We start from the raw sequence: 22299 nt of genomic DNA on the forward strand, positions 1-22299 counted from the left end.
AAAGCAGGGGTCCCCGAAAGCTGAAGGATGTGGGGAGCAGAGTCTCGGAGACGGTCCCGAAGTACTGCTCATAAGCGGCATCCAAGTTGGGAAGCTTGTATCGTTCGCGCAAGTCATCGAGACTCATAACTTCCGGTATCCGGCGAAGAAGCGCGTAGAGAAAATGCGACCCCCCGAGGTCGTCTAGTTGCGAAGGCGAAAGGCTGGCGAGTGTGGAGAGCCGCTCAGCGCGCGCCGGCGGCACTCCTGCCCTTTCGCACTCTTGACGTGCGATTTCCATGGCCATCGAGTAGGCAAACCGGTTGCGGGTGTAGTCGACCAATTGCATGCCGCTGATGGACCGCTTGGTGAAGGAGTTGATAACAAGGATGCGGACGTCATCTCCCAGCTTCGTGTAACTCGCGCGTCGAATTACCTCCGAAAACGGCGTCAATACAACATTGACCACGGAGTCTCTTTTGCCCAAGACTTCGGCGGCCTGATCGCTGCGCCCACATCGGGAGCCTGTGTACCATTCCGCGTCTTGCGCCATGACTATCAAGTCCTCAGCGGATACGCGTCTCCCGATATGGGACAGCGTCGCGGAGATGAGGGCCAGACATAATGCCGCAGACGAGCTCAGCGCGGCTCCGCTAGGAATGTCGCTTCCGACGACACCGTGGAATCCTTCGATGGACTCGCGCGGAAATTGGAGCGCCACTCGGAGCACAGCGCCCCGCACGTAGTTCGACCAATCGCCTCTACGAGTGGCCACCCGGTTCTCAACACCGGAAGAAGTGATGTAATCAAGCCACGTGGCATGCCCGGAGAACGAGGCATTCTCATCGTGGAGAGGAAAGACCGTATCCGCGAAGTCGGAGTCGATATTTGAGAATGTGACGCAGCCGTCTTGCGATGACGCTACCGTGACAACCACTTCACGATGGTGTGTCATGAGGTTTAGATAACCGCCGTGCGTGTCGACGTGCATACCGCGAAGGTTGATGCGGCCAGGGCTGCGGAATAGGCGCACGGGTTCATCGCCAAAGCGCTCGATGTGTGTCTGGAGCACGCGCCGCACCAATTTCATGCGTTCCGCGCATAGCGATTCGTCAGACCCATAGACTTCAGTAAGCGCTCTGAGAACCGCGGGAGCAGGCTCGGTAAGTGCCGCTAGAAGGAAACTCGCGCGCGTTGGACCCGGGCCGGAGCCGTCGTCAGTCATAGCTCGTGCGGATATTGTACTGCTTGGCGAGACTACGCAGTTCGGCAAGGAGTTCAGGCGTTTCACCCACGCGTGTCATCTCGCCGATAAGCCAATACACGCGTTGGAATGCCCAATTGCGGGCAATTTCTTGATCGCCACGCTTGGCCTCCGTCAGATCGGCTTGAAACACGACCTCCTTTTCGTCGGAGCCGGCTGTTCCCGTGAGACGCATGGCAAATAAGCGGTTGTTCGACGGATCGAAGCGGCCATAGATGGTAACGGCCTGTCCTTTGTAGAAGTCAGGGATCTGTTTGGGGAAGATGTTGTTACCGTCCAGCCCGCCGAAGTCCGCAACACAATTCACAAGGATGGGATCACTCAGTCGGCTGAAGAATCTCGGAAGCTCGCTGCCAATGGATTCGATTTGCGGTACAACCGAGGCTTCGCCTTTGTTTCGGTAGGCCAGAAGGTCCAGCAGTTTCTGGTCCACGGTCTTCCCGCCGCCAAATGCGAAGATGGTCTGGCGAAGCGCATTCTCGTCGGTGAGCGAATTAATGATGGTACGGCTGTCCTTGATTCCGGAAGTTGGCCGGCCGTCACTCATCACGAGGACAATCCCAGGCACACCTGGACGAGGCTGCTCTGTCACAACGGGAAGGATACCCTGGTAGACGTCGGTTTCGCCTTTCGACACGACACCGGTCAGGAACTGAGCGGCAGCTTTCTTCGTCTCATCCGAGGCAGGCACCAGACGCGCCTGAAACAAGGTCGGGGTATCGCGGAAGATGACGACATTGAAGCGGTCATCGGGACGCAGGTCCGCGACCATCTTCCGGACACCTTTGACAGTTTCATCCAGTTTGCGTTGTGTGATGCTATTCGAAGCATCAATGATGAAGGTGACATCCTTCGCGAGCGGGGCGATGTTTTGGCCGTCTTTGGGCGCAATTTGCAGGCGGAAGAAGCCTTCGCGCTCTCCCGGAGGAACAAAGGTCTGCAAATCCAGATTAACGACGTCATCCAGAGGCTTTCGCGTGTTCTTCTTCTGAATATCCGACACGACCGGCGCGCGCGCGATGACACGTTCAACCGGCAATTCGGGCAATGTTCTTTCTGCCGGACGGTGGGCCACATCCGCCATCACGCCTGGTTCACGCGCGGGAGCCTCTACGGGTAATGCGGCTCCGGCACCTTGCGACGGAGCGCCCGATGCAACCGCTCCACCGGCGCCGAGAGCACCTGTTCCTTGATCGGGATTAAAGACAATGACTTCGTCGGCAATGGCGGCGGTACTGCTACGCAGCGTGGGCAACTCGTCTTTTTCAAGAATGCGATCGGGACTCGGCGCAACTAGCCTGCGTTCAATCTGGATCTCGCGACGAGCGATGTCTTGCGAGATTTCCAAGATCTTGGCGTCCATCTGCTGCATTACCGCGTCAGCGGACTGCTGCTCTGACAAAGGCTGCATGGGCTCGCGGGCAAGGCGGTTGGCGAGATCGGGCACCTCGACGGGGGCGCTCTCTCCGCTATTCCCCGGCGAGAGACGCTCTGTCATGCGGTTCAACAACTCATCGATAGAGCCTGGCTCCGATCCAAGCGCGCCCGATCCATTTTCCAAGCGCGTGTCGGGACGTCGCGTGTCCGCATCCTGGACTAGGCGAACGCGAAATGGCTTCAGCACTGTCTCCGGGGGCAGGGCGCTAGCCATGATATGCAGATTCGGCGAAGCAGCAAGGAGAATTCCGTGGGCAACGAGCGATGCACTGGCGCTAATTGCCAAGATTGATCGCTTGCTTATCATTTCAGGAAGCCGCCTTACCGAGTTCTGCGAGCCGCGCTTTCGCTTTCGCCGCTTGCTCGCTGTCAGGATATTCCTTGATCACATCCTCAAACGCGCGTACCGCTTGGTCGGGGCTATTCATTTTCTCAAAACACTGCCCGGCGCGCCACAACGATTCCGGAGAGAGTTCCGCGTGCAAGAAGAGTATCGCCACGAGCATATAGCTCTTGGCGGCGGCTTCGTATTCCTTCTTCCCCTCCAAGAGTTCCGCAAGCCTGAAGCGGGCTCGAGCCGCGGTGTCGCCGGTATTTGTGTTTGCCGCTTCTTCGTACAATGCGAAGGCCTTGTCGCCTTGTTTCTTGGCCTCGTACAATTCTGCCATTCGGAACTTGGCGTCAATAGCGGTGCCGCTCAACGGAGCGGCCTTCACGACTTCATCGTACAGCTTGATTGCAGCGTCCTGATTGTTTGCCCGTTCGCTGCACTCTGCGATCTTGAAGCGGATACGTTCGGGGTTCGGATACTCGGGAATTGCCTTGAGCATGGCCTCAAACGCAGCCGCGGACTCCGCCCATTTCTCCTTATCGAAGAGATACTGCCCGACCCACGCATAGCTCATTTCACTCAAACGGACGTTGGGGAATTCACCGATAATTCGCGTGAAGACCTCGGCCGCCCCATCGAGGTCGTTGGTTGTATAGCGCGCAAGCGCAAGCCCTTCCAACGCACGGCCGGCGTACACGCCTTTGGGGTCGGCGTCATATGCGGCCTGGTAATTCTCAATCGCCTTTACGGGGTCCTTGGATTCACGCAGATAATTGTCCGCAATTCGGAGAAAAGCTTCAGGACGGTGCGCGCTCTGCGCAAACGTATCGACAATCTGCTTAAAGGTGTCGGCGCTTGCCTGATAATCCTGCATGTTGTGATAGGTGATCGCGAGGCGATACAGCGTGTTCTCTTGCGTGACGGGATCGGGATTGGTTTCAAGAATTCGCTTGTACTCGTCTACCGCATCCTTAAAGGCCGCGGTGAAGAATTTGGCATCGCCCACGCGGAGGATTGCCTCCTGCACGAGAGGGCTGGTCGGGTACTTTGCGGCGAATGCTTTAAAGACCGTGGCAGCTTCGTCATTTCTGCCAAGCTTGGCCAGCGTCTCTCCCATCTTGAACAGGGCTTCGGCGCTGAACTCGCTCGTCGTGTACTTCTCCGCGACCAGCCTGAACTCCTGGTACGCGTCGTTGTAGTTGCCTTCGCCGAACAAGATACAGCCTCTCAGAAATGCGGAATCGCCCTGAATGGCCGGGTCAACATCTTCACCCTGGAAGGCCGCAAGCTCTTGCTTGGCTTCTTCGGGTTTCCCTGCGAGATACAGCGTCCATGCGATCTTGTATTGTGCGCGTGCGGCAAACGGCGAGTCTGCATAGTCTTTGAGGATCTGACGGTATGCCGCAACCGCGTTGTCGTACTCTTTTCGCTGCTGCGTAATATTGGCCAGCAGGTACTTCATCGCCGCTGCGCCGGGAGCGCTGGGGTTCTTGTCCAGAAGGGCGCGCGCCGCGGCCTCGGCGTCATCCAGCTTGCCCGCATGGTACAGAGCCCATGTCTGGCCGTATGCGGCGCGTTCGGAATACTCGGAATCGGGGAATTCCTTCTGAAGATCCGAGTAAGCTTTCTCGGCAGCTTCGTACCAGCCTATCTGATCATAGGCCTCGGCAGCGCGGAAACGGCTTTCCAAACGATACTTTTCTTCCGCGGAACTGGATGCAACTCCCGAGAATTCTGTTGCGGCACCTTCGATGTTCCCTTGAGCGAGGTAGACCAGGGCCAACTGATACCGCGCGTACGGCGACAGGGGCGAATCGGGAATCTGCTCAATGATGGTCCGAAATGCGTTTGCGGCGGCTTCGTTGTTCTTGCGGTCGTATTCGAGCCTTCCCAGATTATACAGCGCGTCTGCGCGCACTTCGGCAGGCGCGTCGGGAACTGCCAAGGAGCCGAAGATGGATGCGGCCTCATCCACCTTCTTTTGCCGGTAGAGGATTTCGCCTTTGTGATTTAGCGCACGTTGACGGCGAACGCCTTCTTTTGTTGTATCTATGTACTTGTTAAAAGCGTCGAGTGCTTGATCGAACCGATTGAGGCTATATTCGGATTCGCCAAGCATGTACAAGGCATCCGCGGCGTTTGGGCTGCCGGGAAATTTCTCGATGTATTCACGATAGGATTGCGCGGCCATTTCGAAATAGCCGCGCGCGAACAATCCATTGGCCAACTCGAACTCGGCTTGTCCGGGTTCGTCAGCCGAGCTGACAAACGCCACACACACCGAAGCGAGCAGCACGGCAAGTTTCTTACAGCGAGACATAACGGTAACGGTTCGCGGCATTTCAGGGCGCTCCTCGACGGTCCTCCTTGATCGCGGCAAAGGAAACGTTCTGTATGTCCGCGTTGCGGCAACAATTCAGAATTGCAATGGACTGCCCCAACGCGGAATTCCCGTCACCGCGAATAATCACGGCGCCGCCGGGAAAGTTCTCGGCCACTTGATACAACACGTCTTGAAGTTCGGGGATGGTGAGGGTGCGGTTGTTCAGCACAATGGCGCCATCCGCCTTCACGTTGATAATGATCTCTCCACGCGTCCGCTCGATGGGCGAAGCGCTGTTAGCAGTCGGCAGCGAGACGTCGATTTCGCTTTCCAGCGCTCCATAGACGGTGGTCGTCATGAAGAAGACCAATGTCAGGAATACGATGTCGATCAGCGGCGCGAGTTGAATGCTCTCCGTTTGTTCCTCGAAACGCCTTGAGATTCTCATGATTCTCTGCTCCGCGTAAGCAGTTCGATAAACTCTGTCGCTTGCGCCTCAACCTCGGAGACAATGCGAATGACCCTACCTCTGAGGTAGTAGTAGATGAAAAGCGCGGGAATCGCGAGGAGCAGACCGGCCAGGGTTGTGATCATGGCTTTGGATACGTTGGTGGCCATGGCAATACTGCGTGCCTGGGAGTCCGCCATCGCGATGGTTCCGAAAGCTCCGATCATGCCCCAAACGGTACCCAGCAGACCAAGAAGCGGTGCGAGCGATCCGATGTTGTTTAAATAGGATATTCGCTGCCAGAGTGCGCTGGCGCCGCGCTCCCCTTCGCTCTCCATTGCCTCCTGGATAACGTACCGGTCGTGACCGTGCATCTTCAGACCCGCCCGCAACACGTTTGCGATGATCTCGTCGCGTTCTTCGCACATCTGGTACGCGCCACGGAGGTCACCGGCTTTCAATTGCGAATGCGCGCGCTTTACGAAAGTTGGCGGGACTTCGCGCCGGGGCGTAACGGTCGCAAGCAGGTAGATGGCCAGGAAGAGGGTAATGACACTCAGTATCATAATCACCCAGAGAATGGCGCCACCCCACTTAATCATGTTCCAGAGGGTAATCTGAGTCAGCTCGTCACTGGCCGATGCGCTATGAGCTACGTCTGCCCCGGGGTCTTGGGAGGCTGAGGTACCGGCAGCAGCCGGCTCAATCTGGATAGGGGCGGGAGTGGTGGCGGCTGGCGCGTCTGCGGGCGCAGCTTGGGGGGCTGGCTCCTGTCCATTGCTCGCAAATGTCAAAAGAAGGACTGCCACGATCAGGCATAACCCTGCCTGCCTCAATGACTTCATAAGGGTATCTCCTCCGTTGCTATCACGGCTGGCCGGAATGCGCTTACGACTCGGATTTGAGACTTGGGTTGCGAGAAAAGGGCAAAACCTGTCTCGACACCAACTGACCATGAGTATTATGCCCTTACAGTGCAGAAGGTTGCAACGAAAGACCCCTATAAGGAATACACCGACGACAGCGCAGACTACTAAATCAAAAGTCTCAAGTTTGAGACTCGGCGCTCGGTGCTGAGGTTATTTGTCGGCCTCGCCGAGGATTCCACCGCGCATCTGCCCGAGCTTGATGCCTTGGAGCATGAGATTGAGCTCAGCAGAGTTGTCCGAGACCTCCATGGCCGTTTCCAGGGTGATAAGCTTCCCTTTTATGAGCGAATAGAGGCTGTCATTGAATGACTGCATGCCGTCTTCGCGGCCTTGCTGAATGGCCATGGGGATCTTGTTGACTCGGTTTTCCTTGATCAGCTTCTGCACGGCGGGCGTATTGAACATGACCTCGCAAGCGGGGACGCGACCCACGCCGCTGGCTCGCGGCAGCAGCCGCTGGCACATGATGGCCTTGAGGTTTAGAGACAATTGCGAGCGAACCTGGTCCTGCTGATTTGAAGGGAAGAGGTCGACAATGCGGTCAATGGTCTGCATAACGTCGGCGGTATGCAGGGTGCTGAACACGAGGTGACCCGTTTCCGAGGCGCTGATAGCCGCCTGAAAGGTATCCAGGTCGCGCATTTCGCCCACGAGGATCACATCCGGGTCTTGGCGCATGGCCGCGCGCAGCGCTGTCGAGAAGCTCTCGGTATCGATACGGATTTCGCGCTGGTTCACCAAGGACATTTTGTCCTTGTGCGTGTATTCGATAGGGTCTTCGACCGTAACGATGTGACACTTGCGCGTTTCGTTGATGTGGTCGATTACGGCCGCAAGTGTGGTCGATTTTCCGCTGCCGGTCGTGCCCGTAATCAGGATAAGGCCGCGCGCAACACGCGCAAACCGCTCCACGGCGCTAGGCAAGTGGAGTTCTTCGAAGTTCGGAATTTCGCTCTTGATTCGCCGCATGACCACGGAAATCGTGCCACGTTGACGGAAGGCATTGACGCGAAAGCGCCCGAATTCCGGATCCTGGTGGGCAAGGTCGACTTCTCCACGCCTGCGCAGGGTGGCCTTCTGCGAATCGCTCAATATCTCCGAGAGTACGGCATCGACATCTTCGGAGGTCATGGTGCGTTTGCGAGGCACCATTTCCCCGTCAATGCGGAAACACGGAGGTCTGCCGGTCTTGATATGAATATCGGAGGCGTTCTTCTGAATGGCCCGTTGAAGCAATTGCTGCAAAAGCGTCAAGAGCGTTTCATCCTCTTCCGCATGAATGCGGGAATACCCATGTCCTCTTCCTGGTCCCTCGAGAAGTTGATGGTGACCACTTCGTGCGGTTCATCCATCGTAGCGGGATCTTCGTTGGGGAACAGGAATTCTTCTTGTTCGGCGGCAGCACCCTTCTTCTTTTTCGGCGCGGTCACGGAAGCCGGCATGGGTTCGGGATCCGGAAGAGGTTGCGGTAACACCGACTGATGGATGTCTTCCGCGACCTCCAGGGTCAGTGTAACGGCGTCTTCGTAGCGGTCTGTATCGGCCATAGCCTCAAAGGGGAAACCTGCCGCAATAACTGTCACCTGCATTTCGGGGCGAGGTTCGTCGTCGACGACCGCGCCGAAAATGATGTTTGCGTTAGGATGAGCCGCTTTCTGAACCGTAGTAACCGCTTCGAGCACTTCCTTCATGCCCATATCGCTTCCACCCTTGACGTTTACTATAACTCCCATAGCCCCGTCGATGGTAGATTTTTCGAGTAACGGACAGACAATGGCTTCCTGCGCGGCACGAAGTCCGCGCTTGTCGCCTTCCGCAGTGCCGATACCCATCAGTGCGCGTCCGCTGTCGCGCATGATCGTGCGCACGTCGGCGAAGTCGAGGTTGATCAGACCGGTGACTGTGATAAGTTCGGAGATGGCCCTCACGCCATTGTGCAGCACTTCGTCGGCCAGACAGAACGCGTTCAAGAAGGAGATGTTCTCGTGGCAGAGAAGTGCCAGCCGTTCGTTCGGAACGACAATAAGCGCATCGACTTTCTTCTGGAGGGCCTTTAAGCCTTTTATGGCGTTGTCCATTCGGCCTCGGCCTTCGAACTTGAAGGGCAGCGTGACGATGGCGACGGTCAGCGCGCCTGTTTCGCGGGCAATTTCGGCCACGATCGGCGTTGCGCCCGTGCCTGTGCCACCGCCGAGACCCGCAGTGAGGAAGATCATGTCAGCTCCCGCCAGGACCTCTCCAATGCGGTCGCGGTCATCGAGCGCTGCCTTCTCCCCCATCTCGGGTTTGGCGCCAGCGCCGAGGCCCACCTCGCCGATTTGAAGACGCGTTCCGGCGGGCGAATGCTTCAACGCCTGGGCATCCGTGTTGACCGTGATGAACTCGACGTCTCTGAGTCCGGCCTCGATCATGCGTCCGACGGCGTTACCACCACCGCCGCCGATACCGACAACCTTGATGATGGCTTGCTGATCAAAGCTTGTAAATTCGTCGCAGAATCCCATAGTCATTGGACGCTCTCCCAACAGTAAGGCCCGGTTCCGGCAAGCTCTTCCCTGCTTGCCGATTCGCGGCCGCTCCTTCCCTTTCCGGACAATTCGCTATCCATGCTTCCTTACTTATTTGCAGGCCAAGTCCCTGCCGAAGCGCACATCCAAGTACTCAAGGCAGGGCAGACATCCCTTCTTTTCCCGCCACAAAACGTCGAGCCGCTTCGCTTGAGACTCGTAGTCTCCACGACCCCAACGGATCTCGTACCGCAACTCGTCGCAATACATTCGAATATCGTTTGGGGCGTGGGCGGCCAGTTCCGAAACGGTCACTTCCTTAGACATTTGGGTGGCGCAGAAGGCTTTCCAGACTTCCATCGCCTCCATCAAGGCACGTTGCCTCACTATGCCGCCCACTTCTACGGTGCCCAACTCTGGGACTTCGGTGATCATCGGTCCGGGAACGATTGCGCCTGGTTCAAGCCGCTGCAGAACGATCCCTTCCGGGTCAATCGCATAGACGCGGTTGTGGGCCATTAGTGCCGCGGCGACCTTACGCTCCACAATCTTGATGGAAACCATGTCGGGAAAAATGCGAGCCACTCGACACTTTTCGATGTACGGTTCAGCGATGAGTCTGCCTCGGATAGACGACGTGCGAACGAAGAGGATGTTGTCTTCGTTTGTGAGGCCGGAAATCTCAACCACGCGCTCGGGCGTAAGAGTCTCCGTGCCTTCTACGCGAATTGTCTTTAGTTGCAGATAGTCCGAGTCTTGCACATTCAGAAATGCCAGATAGCCAACCATGCTTGCGAGGATGGCAACTACGAGTGTCAAAAAAATAGAGGTGGCGTTCCTGCGAATGGAACGCCCTGTTGCGCCGCGGCGCGGAGTTCGCATTGTCAATGCGCGCGTCGTCATGATTCGGGAATGGCCTCAAGCATGGGCCAAGCGATGCGGTTGATGGTGCCTGCCCCGAGAATCAAGACTACATCGCCGGGTTCAAGGTCGGGAGCCAGGACCGCTGGCACCGCGTTCATATCGTTGACAAGCTCTACATGCGTTGCGCCTCGCTTGCGCGCCGCATCGATAATCAGACCCGAATCCACTCCTGGCATAGGCTCTTCGCGCGAGGGATAGATGTCCGTAACGATGGCGCGGTCGAAACGGCTGAGGACCTTTGCGAAGTCTTCGTAGAAAAATTTCGTGCGGCTGAATAGGTGTGGCTGGAATACGCCAATGATCCGCTTCGGTTCCACCCATTGAACTGCTTCGAAAGTTGTCGCGATTTCGGTGGGATGGTGCGCGTAATCTTCGACCACGGTGATGCCGCGTTTCTCGCCGCACACTTGCAGGCGACGCTGGACACCGTCGTATAGTTTCAATCCGTCGGCGATTTGCGGGAACTTCATTCCCAAGCACAACCCCACGGCACAGGCTGCCAGGGCGTTTCGCGCGTTGTGCGCCCCGATTGCGTTGAATGTCAGAGTCCCCAGCTTGCCGGTCACCTGCAAGCGCGGGTCCAGGCTGGTGACGTCCATTCGCATGCACAGGCCCGCCAACTGGGAGGCCTTCGATTTTGCGGCATTCGTCGAGCACAAACCTACGTTTGAACCAATCAGGCCGGCGCCTTCTTCAAGACCAAACGTGACGCACACGCTTTGGATTTCGGGGAGGATGCTGCGCACATTGGGGTCGTCCCAACAGGCAATTACAAATCCGTAGAATGGCACCCCATTGCTGAACTCGACGAAAGCGCGCTTGATGTTGTCGAGCGTGCCGTAGTACTCGAGATGTTCCGCGTCGATATTCGTGACGACGCTGATCGTCGGATGCAATCGCAGGAACGAGCCGTCGTGCTCGTCGGACTCCGCGACAATGAAGTCACCAGTCCCCCAGCGCGCATTGGTGCCGCTGCGGTGCAAGATGCCGCCAATCACACTCGTCGCGCCGATATTTGCGTTGTCGAGAATCGCGCTGATCATGGACGTGGTCGTGGTCTTTCCGTGCGTGCCTCCGACAACCACTGCGTTGGGCTTCAGTCGGATCAAGTCCGCCAGCAAGTCACTCCGATGAATGACCGGCACATTGCGCTGGCGCGCGACCAGAACTTCAGGATTGTCTTGGGGGACCGCGGCGGAGATCACCACGATAGCTGCGTCGCCGACATTGGCTGCGGCGTGGCCCTCAGCGAACGTAAGACCTCGCTCGACGAGCCGTTGCGTAATCTCTGAGGATTTGAGGTCTGATCCCGAGACTTGATATCCGAGATTGAGCAAGATTTCGGCGAGGCCGCTCATTCCGATGCCGCCGACCCCGACGAAGTGGACTTTTCGCTTGAGACCGTTCACGAAGACACTCCAACCCTACATATTGTGGTGAGTCTCAGTATATCAGACAGTCCGCCGCAATTGGAAGTATTTTGTTGACAGAAGCGCCTATATATTGTAGGTCTGCGCCTATGACTTGTGTTATCGAAGAAGTATACATGTAAAGCCAATTACAGCAACGTGTTACGAAAGAAACAGACGCCAATTCGCTGTTCCCTCCAAGAGATTGAGATTCTATACTGACAAGGCTACCCACTCTTCTGCGCGGGCGGAGTTGTATCGACGACTAACAGGTGGGAAATGCACCGGAAGAAGCACATCGCACTAAGTGCATTATTCTATTTTTGCGTCGCCAACCCGAAGTGCCACTCGAACACGGTTTTGGGCCTGACGTTAACCAGGCTCACTTCCACACTCTCCCAACCGGTAACCGACCATGGCGAAAACGACTACCAACAAAGCGCAGCACGATGAATATGCACTATCGACCGCTGGAGTTCGGCAGTTTCAGTGCCGGTTTGCGAACCGTGCTCAAGGTAAGTACTCTCATCTCGCGAGGGAGTCACTCAACTCCCCGGCTGCAACCGAGCTGTCCAGAAGAGACTCCCTAAGCAGAGGAGGGATTCACCGTGCCTTACGCAGAGATCATCTACGAAGTCAGCGACAACATCGCCACGGTAACACTGAATCGCCCTGACAAACTCAATGCTTGGACCTTCAAGATGGAGTCCGAGTACAAGCAAGCGTTGGCAGAGGCTGAACGGGACGATGCGGTGCGTGTGATTGTCGTCACGGGAGCAGGCCGAGGTTTCTGCGCAGGCGCGGACATGGGATTGCTGAGCAGCGTGATGAGCGGAGAAGTCGACACATCCGAATTGGAAGCTGGCACAGTGTCGTTCGGCGGCGGACAGACCGTTCCGGAGGACTTTAGGAAGCAGTACTCATTTCCGCCGTCAGTAAGCAAGCCCATCATCGCGGCGGTAAACGGTCCCGCTGTAGGAATCGGGCTTGTCCACGCCCTCTATTGCGACATGCGATTCGCAAGCGATGTGGCGCGATTCGGAACGGCGTTCGCACAACGCGGGCTCATCGCTGAACACGGAATCTCATGGTTGCTACCGCGAATCGTCGGCATCGACAATGCACTTGATCTCCTGTATTCCGCGCGCATGATCGATGCGGAAGAGGCCTTGCGTATGCGCTTGGTAACCCGAGTGGTCCCTCACGATGACCTCCTCCCCACGGTGCGGGCCTATGCCACGCAACTTGCGACATTGTCGTCGCCGCGATCCATGCGAGTCATCAAGCGACAGGTTTGGGGGGCCATGCTTACGAATCTCGGCGATGCTGTCGATAGTGCGGTGAACGAGATGATGGAGAGTTTCGGGTCCGAGGATTTCCGCGAGGGGGTCCTCGCGTTTATGGAAAAACGCCCACCACAGTTTCCGGGAAAGTAGAAACAAACCTACACTACTTCGGAGCCATTCTAATCGCGCCATCGAGACGAATAGTCTCGCCGTTCAGCATGGGGTTCTCGATGATGTGTTTTGCGAGGGCTGCGAACTCTGACGGCTTTCCTAGTCTGCTCGGGAAGGGAATGGACTCGGCGAGCGATTGCCGCGCCGGTTCAGGCAGAAGAGCAAGCAGCGGGGTATCGAACAGGCCGGGCGCGATCGTCACCACGCGAATACCAGATTTAGAGAGATCGCGCGCGACGGGAAGTGTCATGCCGACGATGCCCGCCTTTGAAGCGGAGTATGCTGTTTGACCAATTTGGCCGTCGAACGCCGCAACTGACGCCGTATTGATGATGACACCGCGTTCGCCGCCGTCATTCGGCTCGTTCTTCATCATTGCGTGGGCTGCAAATCGGATTACGTTGAATGTCCCGACTAGATTGATATCGATCACGGTCTTGAAGACTTCGAGGCCGTGCGGGCCCCCTTTGCCGACAATCTTCATGGCCATGCCAACGCCCGCGCAACTAATCGCACCGTGAATTCCGCCAAACGTTTCTACCGCGGCTTCGACCGCTGCCTTAACCTGATCTTCTTTGGTTACGTCGGTGGAGACAAATCGGGCCCGATTTCCCAGTTCTCCTGCTACGCGAATTCCGTTCTCTTCGTTCATATCGGCTATTACGACCTGACCACCAGATTCAACCAGTAATCGCGCCGTCGCTTCCCCGAGGCCCGAGCCACCGCCCGAGATTACAAATGCCTTTCCGTTCACGTCCATGACACTGCCTCCCTGACTTAGAGAACACCAGCCGCCCAATTAAGGTGAGGAGTTGAGTATAAGTCACACGAGGGTCACTCTACCACACAGCTTCGAATGGCGTTGGCCCTCTATTCTTGCCAGACCCGGGCGAGTACGGTACAGTTTGCTGTCATCAACCGGATTCGGTTAATTGGTAATCTTGCAGTTAGCCAGCGCCGCGCTCATCGAGCGCTGCGCTACCGAGCGCATCCGAATTGTACGTCTGGGGGGAGAACACTATGCGACGTCGAGAGTTTTTGAAAGCCGTTGCTGCCACGACCGCAGCACTGTATGTGCCGGGGGTATCGTCAGGCCAGGAATCCGTTCCGAAGCCTAAGTCGATGGACGTGTTGTTGTGGTGCTGGGACGCGCGCATGACGTGGGACGATGAGCCGGAGCAAATTTCTACGAAGATGGCCGCGTCGGAAGTGCCCTTCCCCTACTTGAAGCGACCCGAATCGTATCTTGTGGGCTTCAAACGGCTCGTGGACTATTGCGCAACAATTGGCGTCAAGGGGATTATCGTCTGGGGATTTCTGCGTGACGCGCACGGTGGCGTCGATGCGGCAAAAGAACTCTGTACGTATGCGAAAGACCGCGGCGTTTCAATCCTGCCGGGCGTCGGACTCTGCTCGTATGGAGGTTACTATTTTGAAGGCGAACATCCGTTCAACCTCAACACTTACCTTAAGAAGTACCCGGAGCGAGTCAGCAAGGCATTTGAAGAAGGCGGCAAGCGTGAAGTGATGCCGGTCTTGGACCCTTCCTTGAAAGCCAATCAGACGTGGTGGAAGGACGGGTTGGAATGGATGCTGGAGACGTTTGCGATAGGCGGTGTCGATTACGAGATGGGCGACTTCATCGTTAATCCGTCGCCTGAGGCCGTCCAAGCGCGCGAGGCCCTTGGCGTCGACGCCGATGGCAATATTCTCGATACGATCGTCGCGACGAAGGACCTCATGGACTTTGCCTACGCGCAGAAACCCGACGGAATCTTCATCGATTGCACGTATCGCGGATTCGAGCGAATCAAGGGTTTCCCGGACATTCCTTACCTCGACGTCATCAACAAGAAGACCGTTTGGGAATACACGCTCACGGGCACGTCGCGCAGGGACGATTTCCCCGCCGCTTTTGCAGGCGTGAAACCACATCGGATGTACGGGTATCTACATTGGTTCAATCCATCGACGAAAACGATGGAGAAGGACTATGTGGCCGATGTTGCGCGCGTGTTCCCCGGAGCGGCCTCGCTGGGATTCGAATTCATCGGCACGTACGGCGAGGTATCGGCAGTCGAGAATCCCTTGGCCGACCGCAACTACCGTGCGCAGGTGGCGTGGGCTAAGGAGCCGGGACTGAAGGTCGCCGATTTCGCATGATCATCAACAAGCGCGATCCTCGGCAGATGCTGCCGGAAGTCTGACCTGAGTCCTGGGTGGCTTATGGTATACTGACCACAAGGACGGTGAATAGCCAACATGATCAAGACAGAAGATATTGTAGAACACATTCAGTCGTTGCCGATCGATAAGCGACTGCAATTGATTGACTCACTTCTCTGCCTGCTTAATCCCTCCGATGCTGCCATCGACCAGGAGTGGGCGCGTGTGGCGCATGATCGCATGAACGAGATTCGCAGTGGATCGGCAACACCCGTTCTCGCGACGGACGTTTTCGCCCGCATCGACAAACGACTCGCGACGTGAGAGTCCAATTCCACCCTGCTGCAGAAGCAGAATTGGAAAATGCCGTCGACTATTACGAATCTGCCGGGCAAGGACTAGGAAGAGACTTCGCACGAGAAGTCTTGTTTGCAGTAGAACGAGTGCTTGCCTACCCTCATGCTTGGCCCATCCTCGAAGGAGACATTCACCGGTGTTTGGTTCACAGGTTTCCTTACGGACTCCTGTATGTCACGAGCGAAGAGGCCATCTTGATTCTTGCTATCATGCACCTACGTCGCAGGCCCGGTTTGTGGAAAGAGCGCAATCGCTGATTCGCGTCATTCGGAATAAGGAAGCGTCGACTAGATTTGCACGTCGATGCTGTCGACCGGCATTACACCTTCACTCGATTGAACGCGGACGCCATGCAGTGTGCCCTGCTGGAACCTGTGGGTGAAGACTGGCGACGATGGCGTGGCCACTTCGCTGTGGAAGTCGACCGTGCCGACTGAAACGCCATCGACGAAGACTTCAGCCTTTCCATAGCCAGGTCCTTTTGGACCCCACAGTGTGAACTCGCTTCCTTCCACGTTCCATTTCACGTGGGCGTTTGGGTTCTTTGAAATGCACCCAATGCCATAGCGAAATTGGGCGTCGTCTTTCACCTCCCAATCATCGAGCTTCTGGGCTGCGTTCAAGAGGGCCTCGACATAATGGTACGAGACCTGCGCCGTTGAGGGCGGGGCGTCGACGACAAACTTCGATACGGAAGCGTGGCTATTCGCGCCGGCGAGGATAGCCACCGCTCCGGGACCGTTTGGCATCGGCCCAGACCACACATCCGCACCATTTATCTTCAGGCTTGCGACACCCGAATCGTCCCAGGGTAACGCGACGGATACCTCTTCTGTGTCTGTGCGCTTGCCTTCCGCAACGACGGACCGCTGGCCTTGCGCATCGACCGTCACGAGCACCCAAGCGCCTGGGGATAACTCCACGCCTGAATATCTTCTCACCGTAAGCGGGTGTAGCGTCGAGCCGGAAGTACTCTTGCTCGGTCCGAGTGGTCCCGAGTGGTCCCATACCAACGAGACTGTTCCGTGTGTACGTGCCTCCATTTCAATACGCGACAGCGGGCCGCCGCGTTTCAACAAGGCAAGCGAAAGACCTTCGTGTCCGCTGACGACAAAGCCGCGTTCGCGATAAGGGGCATCCCACCGGCGCTCGGCGAAGTTGATCGTCCCCATGCCGTTTCTGTCGCGCGAGGGGAACATCACGTGAAACACGCCATCCTTTCCAATGAAACCGGAAAAGGCTTGTCCCCAGATTCCGTGGTACTCATTTTCAACCGGGTCCGCGTGCCACACGCTACCGTGCATGACATACTCCCACGCATTCGGTTCGAGCATGTTTTCAATCGGCGCGCGAAAGACGCCCTGATAGTTGCGATTCAGCGCCACGGATGTCGCCGGAGAGTAGACGTACCCTTCGTGGACAAACGCAGGGAAGAACTCGAGCAACGGCGGATAGAAACGGTCCTGTTCGGGATGAAGCAACAACGCAGGCTTGGAGTAAGGCCCTTCGGGCTTGTCTGCCTTCATTCCTAGCAGCGCCCAACCAAAATACGGCCCCGAATCCGTAAGGGTGAGCACAACCCAGTCGTTCGCACGCCGAATAATCGACGATGCGTATAACCGCCGGTATTTACCCTGCAACAATTCCTGGTCGCGCGTTGTTGCCACGGGACGCGACGTGGGATGAAACGGGCCCTCGGGTTTGTCTGACCAGGCATAGCCAACGCCGTCGTTTGCTTCTTTCGGCGGATTCGCTGCGTTCTCCCAGGTGATGCCAAAGGTCGTGAAATCGAAGCTCATGTGGTAGCGGCCTTCGGCGTAGATTACGCATACGTCCGGGGCATGGTCGAGCGCAGCGACTTCACCTTCAAAGACGTGCGTACCACGTCCTTCGATAGCGGGGCCGACGCGTTCCCACGACTTACCTTTGTCCTTGGAGCGAAACACGACGCAACGCGTCGGCGCGTCTTCGACCATCGCATAGCCCTTGCAGTACTCGCCCACGTACGTGTACCAGTTGCCGCTCACCGGATCTTCGAAGAGAAAGCCGTTCACTGGCCATTCGTAGGGTGCGGCGCCCCGCACCATGGGATTTGACGCCGCATGCGTAAATGAATCGAAGGAAGCATCGCCCAGCACCGGGTGCCGCAACCACGCGTCGCGTTGGGACGACACGGCGTAGTCGATGGTTTCGCCGAATGCGTGAGACATGCATCCCATGGACAACGCAAACGATACAAGAACCCGAATGGTGCTTTTCATACACACTCCCTCAGTATCTGAGATTGTTTGATGGCGAGAATTCTCTGGCTATCACGAGAGTACGACACTCTGTCATGCTGAGCAAGGCGAAGAATCGGACACAAACATGACCGATGTCCTTATCGGTTTCTTCGGTTCGCTCTCAGTCAACAACTCCATCAGGACAACACTTGGATCTTACTTTTGTTTTTCATGCTGAGTCCGCCTACGGCGGACGTAGCATCTGGCATCAGAGAGAATCGTTCTTAAGCCAGATCCTTCGCTTCGCTCAGGATGACAATCAGACGCCTGAGAATGACAATTCCTCATGATTGTGGTTGGTCGAAATTGGTTTGCGTCCCTACAATGGCAACTTCAGGAATCCGCTGCCTCCCTTCAACCATCGCTCCATGGTCTTGGGATCGCCGGTGATCTGTTTGTAGGGTCCGTCAGCCTTTGGAAGCGTGTCGAGACTGCCCATTTCGCGGAAGAGTTCGCTCTTGGGACTGAACAGATTAAATGTGTAGATTCCGCTAACACCCGCTTCGAGCGCGGCGCGTGCTTCACCTCGCCATAGGGGTTTCGCGTCTTCTCGTCCACCTTCGGGATTTGACGGCGACACCACGCGCGAGCCACTGAGACACGCATATACAGGTGCGTCGTACTTCTTACCGATGGCGACCATGTTCTCCCACGGTTCGAGGTGGAAGTAGCCGCTGAGCGACACGATATCGACAAGGTCTTCTTTCAACCATCGCTCCCAATCCAGTCCAATACCCTGTGCATATCCCAGCGAGTCGGGAACACGAATCGAAATGAGCACGGGACGTCCGCGTTTCTTACCGACATCCTCGGTCATGACGCGGACGCGACGGATCAACTCGGTCATCATGTCGCAATGCTCTTGCGTGACAGGTTCGCCGGTCATTTGCGGTTTGAAGTAGACAGGGTGGCGGAAGAAATCAAGTTCAAGCCCGTCCACGTCGTAGCGGGTGCATACATCGGCCAGAATGCGAAACACTTTGTCGCGGACTTCTGGCAATCCATAGTTCACGGCCGACCAGCGGCCTCCCCCGTGGGGGAACTTGTCACCCTTCTTGCCCATCAGATAGTCGGGATGATCCTGCTTCCATTTGCAGAGCAGCGCGTTGTCCCCGGAGTCGTGCGTATCGTTCATCCGCATCGACCAGAAGGCTTCCATCTTGTTCGCATGCGCGAACTTGATAATTTCCGTGAGCGAGTCTGTTCCGAGTTTCGTTAATTCCCACGCCCAGTCGAGTGATTCCTTATCACCGTGGCCGCGCAGTTCTGTCTCGGTGCTCGGCTGTGTGTAGAGATTGAAGACGCCGGTACAGTAGAAAATCGCATCGACTTGCGAACCGGCCAACGGTGTCGAGCGATTCATCAGGAAGTTGTCGACCGTATGCTCCTGGTCCTTGGTGCGCGCGTCGTTGCCGTCATTATTCATGATGATGCGACGTTGTTTGTGTGCAGCCTCTTTACGCGCAGCACGATACTGTTCAATGGTCATCCCTTGAGGATCTTGTGCTTGAGCATGGGTGATCAAAGTTGTGAGCGCAAAGACGAGTGTAAGCGCGGTCGTGACGTTAATGAAACCGAAATTGCGTTTCATCGTTCTCCCCCTCACGTGTGATTCCTTGAATGGACTTAGTCTGCATACTTTTGGGGCGGATTGCCATTTATTGAAATTGGCAAGGTCGGATACCCGCTATCGCCCGTATGACGGGCGAGTGATTCTGGCAGGGGAATGCGCGTTTCAACGTTGGATATTGCGCCTTAGGCAAGGTCGGAACCACGTGCGCGAACCGGCATTGGTTCACTGGCATTGGTTCACCGTTGTATTCTTGACATCTCTGTGCTAGAATTCGATGGGGGCACGGCCCGACAGTAGGTTGCATCAAAGGGGGAATCTTCAATGTATACGCCAACTTGCCGAATCTCGTTCATCCTCATGTTTCTTGTTGCTCTTATCACCTGTGGATGTCCAAGCGACACTATCGTTCCTTGGGCCCAGATCTATGGCGGAGACAGCCTGGAAAGCGCAGAGACTGTCGTGCAAACTGCAGACGGAGGCTTCGCATTTGCAGGCAAGTCGTTTTCATACGTCGATGGTGGTTTCTACCTGGTGAAGACAGATGCCCAGGGCGAGCAGGAATGGACCGGTACCTATGCCCGAGACAATGGCGATATTCTAAAGGACATGATTCAGACTGCTGACGGTGGCTATGCGCTTGTCGGCAACACGTATTTCCCGGACACAACTTTCGTTGAGATGTATTTGGTGAAGACATACGCCGACGGTGATGTTGAATGGGCCAATTCATATGGCGCTGGCAGTCACAATGATCAAGCCAATTCCGTGATTCAATCCACCGACGGTGGATTCGTGATTGCTGGCGTCACGTACTCGTACGGCGCGGGCAATGGTGACATGTTCTTGGTGAAAATCGATTCGGGCGGCGAGCAAGAATGGGCAAAGACGTATGGAGGCACTGACCTTGACGAGGCGAATTGCGTGATCCGGACATCCGATGGCGGTTACGCGGTGGCAGGATACACGTATTCCTACGGCGAGGGCGGCAAGGACATGTACTTGGTTAAGACAGACTCCAAGGGCGACCAAGTTTGGGCCAGGACGTTTGGCGGCAGTGGACTGGAGCACGCAAACTCCGTGGTGCGAACCGGCGATGGAGGATTTGTACTTGCAGGAATATTCGATATTCTGGGAACAAGTAATGGCGATATGTATCTCGTAAAGACCAATTCCAACGGCAACCAAGAATGGTCCAGGACTTTCGGTGGCAGTGGCATTGATGAGGCATTCTCCGTCGCACGGACCTTAGGTGGATTTGCCCTTGCAGGCATCACGTATTCCTACGGCACCGGGAATAGTGACATGTACTTGGTGAAAACAAATGACAACGGCCACCAAGCCTGGGCCAAGACATATGGAGGTAATTCAGAGGAAGGGGCCAACTCAGTGGTTTCGGTTGCAGGCGGATACATCATGGCCGGGTTCACTACCTCCTACGGCTTGTTGGGCCTGTCTGATATGTATGCGGTACGCACCGATAGCGATGGCAATGCCCCCAATGCGCCGTCCAAATAGAATTGCCCAGGCTCTAGGTGCATATAGGACGGACCCGACGGAATAGTTGTATTCCCTTAAGAGTCCGGAATGTCATCGGTGTCAACACGCGCGGTGGAAAAGCCGCACGCCCACCTCCTATGATTTTCGGGGTCGGCAGAACATTGCTGGTGACGCAATCTTCTGCCAATGAGTCCAATCCGGGAGGAAGGGCATGTCCGAGCTTGAGCGATTGAGCTTCTCCATTGAGAAACCCTTGTCCACAAAGCTCGAAAAGCTGGTGCGGGCGGCGAAATACACGAATCGTTCTGAGTACATTCGGGATCTGATACGTTCGCGCCTGGTCGAGCAGGAATGGGAAACAGACAAGGAAGCCTTAGGGACGGTCACGCTATTATACGATCACCATACGCGCGGACTGAGCGACCGCCTCACCCGTCTCCAGCACGACTTCCACAGCCACATACTTGCCACGACGCACGTTCACCTCGATCATGATATTTGCGCGGAGGTCATCATGATTCGGGGAAAGGCAAATCTGATCCGGCAACTCGCGGCCGCAATGGGCCGGGAGAAGGGAGTCCTTCACGCGTCGCTCAGCCTCAGCAGTACGGGGAAACAACTCGCTTAGTACACTCGGGCCGAACCTTGCTCAATTCGAAGACGTTTGGCATGCGAGGCCGAACCATCACCGTATTTCAACCAATACCTCATTGCGTCGCATGAATGGAGGCGTCCAGGGGGGATTGTACTGAGCCAAGATGGGCTCACCGACGACTTCGAGGCCGTCGCGTTTTGCGTATTCGAGCAGTTGCTCTTTCTTAGCGCGCGATTTCTTCTCAGGCGCGTACCCGGAAAAACGCAAGACCGCGCATTTGCGTTCAGGTACCTCACGTATGTTGATTTCGGAGTTGTTGGGCTTGGGAAGGGTGTCCATTGTGTAAGAACTGGGCATCACAAAAGAGACGATGTGTTTGCCAGCCTGTCCTTGCTCAAGCACGGGAGCGGTCATGGCGATTTTCTCGGACGGGGCAGCCTGCTCCAATACAGGCGCCGTCATCGCGATCTTCTCCGACCCCTGTTGGGACCGCTTCGTATTGTTCCCAAAGATGTAGTCCGCGATCTTGCGGAACCCCCGATTCAGGGCTTCGTCTTGCGGGCCTTCGACGGTCACTTCCGCGACGATAAGCGGCTCGTACACGCGGATTTCGTAGCCGTCCCGTTTTTCAGCGACCTTGTACTTTGGTGTTTCAATGCCCGCCACGCTTGCGTACCCCACACCGATCCATGCGCCAAAAAGGAGAAGCACTAGCAGCACCAACACAACCGCTACTATACGAATTGGACGGAAACGCATCGTCCACCAGCTCCTCAATGTGATTTCAGAACACGTCAACTGCTTCGTCAAGAGTTGACTCG

Annotated in this window: 19 protein-coding genes; 6 read left to right on the forward strand and 13 right to left on the reverse strand. The window is 56.3% G+C overall.

Features of this window, described 5'->3' with window-relative positions; translation table 11 throughout:
• The 9 genes from K1Y02_03060 to murC form a co-directional block, all read right to left on the reverse strand.
• On the reverse strand, nt 1-1204 hold a 1204-nt coding region (locus K1Y02_03060), incomplete at its 3' end, for a hypothetical protein (protein ID MBX7255318.1).
• Nucleotides 1197-2987 carry a VWA domain-containing protein gene (locus K1Y02_03065; GenBank protein MBX7255319.1) on the reverse strand — a complete coding sequence of 597 codons (1791 nt, stop codon included), beginning with the start codon at nt 2985-2987 and terminating at the stop codon, nt 1197-1199. The genes K1Y02_03060 and K1Y02_03065, both read right to left, overlap by 8 nt.
• 1 nt (nt 2988) lies before the next feature.
• On the reverse strand, nt 2989-5352 hold the full coding sequence (locus K1Y02_03070; GenBank protein MBX7255320.1) for a tetratricopeptide repeat protein: 2364 nt from the start codon (nt 5350-5352) through the stop codon (nt 2989-2991).
• 1 nt (nt 5353) lies between these two features.
• On the reverse strand, nt 5354-5782 hold the full coding sequence (locus K1Y02_03075) for a biopolymer transporter ExbD (protein MBX7255321.1): 429 nt from the start codon (nt 5780-5782) through the stop codon (nt 5354-5356).
• On the reverse strand, nt 5779-6627 hold the full coding sequence (locus K1Y02_03080; GenBank protein MBX7255322.1) for a MotA/TolQ/ExbB proton channel family protein: 849 nt from the start codon (nt 6625-6627) through the stop codon (nt 5779-5781). The genes K1Y02_03075 and K1Y02_03080 overlap by 4 nt, the downstream gene beginning before the upstream one ends.
• A gap of 234 nt (nt 6628-6861) precedes the next feature.
• Nucleotides 6862-7965 (reverse strand): type IV pilus twitching motility protein PilT, encoded by a 1104-nt coding sequence (locus tag K1Y02_03085; GenBank protein MBX7255323.1) that lies wholly within the window; start codon nt 7963-7965, stop codon nt 6862-6864.
• Nucleotides 7962-9215: a cell division protein FtsZ gene (ftsZ, locus tag K1Y02_03090; GenBank protein ID MBX7255324.1), complete on the reverse strand. Its 1254-nt coding sequence runs from the start codon at nt 9213-9215 to the stop codon at nt 7962-7964. The genes K1Y02_03085 and ftsZ overlap by 4 nt, the downstream gene beginning before the upstream one ends.
• A gap of 114 nt (nt 9216-9329) precedes the next feature.
• Nucleotides 9330-10037 (reverse strand): FtsQ-type POTRA domain-containing protein, encoded by a 708-nt coding sequence (locus tag K1Y02_03095; GenBank protein MBX7255325.1) that lies wholly within the window; start codon nt 10035-10037, stop codon nt 9330-9332.
• A gap of 80 nt (nt 10038-10117) precedes the next feature.
• Nucleotides 10118-11551 carry a UDP-N-acetylmuramate--L-alanine ligase gene (murC, locus tag K1Y02_03100; GenBank protein ID MBX7255326.1) on the reverse strand — a complete coding sequence of 478 codons (1434 nt, stop codon included), beginning with the start codon at nt 11549-11551 and terminating at the stop codon, nt 10118-10120.
• 608 nt (nt 11552-12159) lie between these two features.
• On the opposite strand from murC, the gene K1Y02_03105 reads away from it, so the two are divergent.
• The gene (locus K1Y02_03105) at nt 12160-12987 is read left to right on the forward strand and encodes an enoyl-CoA hydratase (protein ID MBX7255327.1); all 828 of its coding nucleotides are present in this window, start codon (nt 12160-12162) and stop codon (nt 12985-12987) included.
• Between the two features lie 13 nt (nt 12988-13000).
• Here K1Y02_03105 and K1Y02_03110 read toward each other — a convergent pair whose 3' ends face one another.
• Nucleotides 13001-13768: a 3-hydroxyacyl-CoA dehydrogenase gene (locus K1Y02_03110; protein MBX7255328.1), complete on the reverse strand. Its 768-nt coding sequence runs from the start codon at nt 13766-13768 to the stop codon at nt 13001-13003.
• A 260-nt stretch (nt 13769-14028) separates the two neighbouring features.
• On the opposite strand from K1Y02_03110, the gene K1Y02_03115 reads away from it, so the two are divergent.
• From K1Y02_03115 to K1Y02_03125, 3 genes are all read left to right on the forward strand, one after another.
• Nucleotides 14029-15171 carry a hypothetical protein gene (locus tag K1Y02_03115; protein ID MBX7255329.1) on the forward strand — a complete coding sequence of 381 codons (1143 nt, stop codon included), beginning with the start codon at nt 14029-14031 and terminating at the stop codon, nt 15169-15171.
• A gap of 99 nt (nt 15172-15270) precedes the next feature.
• Complete coding sequence (locus K1Y02_03120) at nt 15271-15498, forward strand: addiction module protein (GenBank protein MBX7255330.1); 228 nt, start codon at nt 15271-15273, stop codon at nt 15496-15498.
• On the forward strand, nt 15495-15788 hold the full coding sequence (locus tag K1Y02_03125; protein ID MBX7255331.1) for a type II toxin-antitoxin system RelE/ParE family toxin: 294 nt from the start codon (nt 15495-15497) through the stop codon (nt 15786-15788). The genes K1Y02_03120 and K1Y02_03125 overlap by 4 nt, the downstream gene beginning before the upstream one ends.
• Nucleotides 15789-15818: 30 nt before the next feature.
• On the opposite strand, the gene K1Y02_03130 is transcribed toward K1Y02_03125, so the two are convergent.
• Nucleotides 15819-17792 carry a hypothetical protein gene (locus K1Y02_03130; GenBank protein MBX7255332.1) on the reverse strand — a complete coding sequence of 658 codons (1974 nt, stop codon included), beginning with the start codon at nt 17790-17792 and terminating at the stop codon, nt 15819-15821.
• 340 nt (nt 17793-18132) lie between these two features.
• On the reverse strand, nt 18133-19404 hold the full coding sequence (locus K1Y02_03135) for a family 10 glycosylhydrolase (GenBank protein ID MBX7255333.1): 1272 nt from the start codon (nt 19402-19404) through the stop codon (nt 18133-18135).
• Between the two features lie 303 nt (nt 19405-19707).
• On the opposite strand from K1Y02_03135, the gene K1Y02_03140 reads away from it, so the two are divergent.
• Both K1Y02_03140 and nikR read left to right on the forward strand, forming a co-directional pair.
• Nucleotides 19708-20901, forward strand: coding sequence for a hypothetical protein (locus K1Y02_03140; protein ID MBX7255334.1), 1194 nt, complete (start codon nt 19708-19710; stop codon nt 20899-20901).
• A 193-nt stretch (nt 20902-21094) separates the two neighbouring features.
• Nucleotides 21095-21511 (forward strand): nickel-responsive transcriptional regulator NikR, encoded by a 417-nt coding sequence (gene nikR, locus K1Y02_03145; GenBank protein ID MBX7255335.1) that lies wholly within the window; start codon nt 21095-21097, stop codon nt 21509-21511.
• Between the two features lie 57 nt (nt 21512-21568).
• Here nikR and K1Y02_03150 read toward each other — a convergent pair whose 3' ends face one another.
• A complete protein-coding gene (locus K1Y02_03150) occupies nt 21569-22237 on the reverse strand; it encodes a heme-binding protein (GenBank protein ID MBX7255336.1) in 669 nt (222 codons plus the stop codon).
• Between the last annotated feature and the right edge of the window lie 62 nt (nt 22238-22299).

Source organism: Candidatus Hydrogenedentota bacterium, assembly GCA_019695095.1.
GTDB lineage: Bacteria > Hydrogenedentota > Hydrogenedentia > Hydrogenedentales > SLHB01 > JAIBAQ01.

Bases quoted from the DNA above. Each gene is read 5' to 3' on its own strand.
- K1Y02_03065 (MBX7255319.1), bottom strand. From the start codon at position 2,987: ATGATAAGCAAGCGATCAATCTTGGCAATTAGCGCCAGTGCATCGCTC.
- K1Y02_03070 (MBX7255320.1), bottom strand. From the start codon at position 5,352: ATGCCGCGAACCGTTACCGTTATGTCTCGCTGTAAGAAACTTGCCGTG.
- K1Y02_03075 (MBX7255321.1), bottom strand. From the start codon at position 5,782: ATGAGAATCTCAAGGCGTTTCGAGGAACAAACGGAGAGCATTCAACTC.
- K1Y02_03080 (MBX7255322.1), bottom strand. From the start codon at position 6,627: ATGAAGTCATTGAGGCAGGCAGGGTTATGCCTGATCGTGGCAGTCCTT.
- ftsZ (MBX7255324.1), bottom strand. From the start codon at position 9,215: ATGGGATTCTGCGACGAATTTACAAGCTTTGATCAGCAAGCCATCATC.
- K1Y02_03110 (MBX7255328.1), bottom strand. From the start codon at position 13,768: ATGGACGTGAACGGAAAGGCATTTGTAATCTCGGGCGGTGGCTCGGGC.
- K1Y02_03115 (MBX7255329.1), top strand. From the start codon at position 14,029: ATGCGACGTCGAGAGTTTTTGAAAGCCGTTGCTGCCACGACCGCAGCA.
- K1Y02_03120 (MBX7255330.1), top strand. From the start codon at position 15,271: ATGATCAAGACAGAAGATATTGTAGAACACATTCAGTCGTTGCCGATC.
- K1Y02_03130 (MBX7255332.1), bottom strand. From the start codon at position 17,792: ATGAAAAGCACCATTCGGGTTCTTGTATCGTTTGCGTTGTCCATGGGA.
- K1Y02_03135 (MBX7255333.1), bottom strand. From the start codon at position 19,404: ATGAAACGCAATTTCGGTTTCATTAACGTCACGACCGCGCTTACACTC.
- K1Y02_03140 (MBX7255334.1), top strand. From the start codon at position 19,708: ATGTATACGCCAACTTGCCGAATCTCGTTCATCCTCATGTTTCTTGTT.
- nikR (MBX7255335.1), top strand. From the start codon at position 21,095: ATGTCCGAGCTTGAGCGATTGAGCTTCTCCATTGAGAAACCCTTGTCC.
- K1Y02_03150 (MBX7255336.1), bottom strand. From the start codon at position 22,237: ATGCGTTTCCGTCCAATTCGTATAGTAGCGGTTGTGTTGGTGCTGCTA.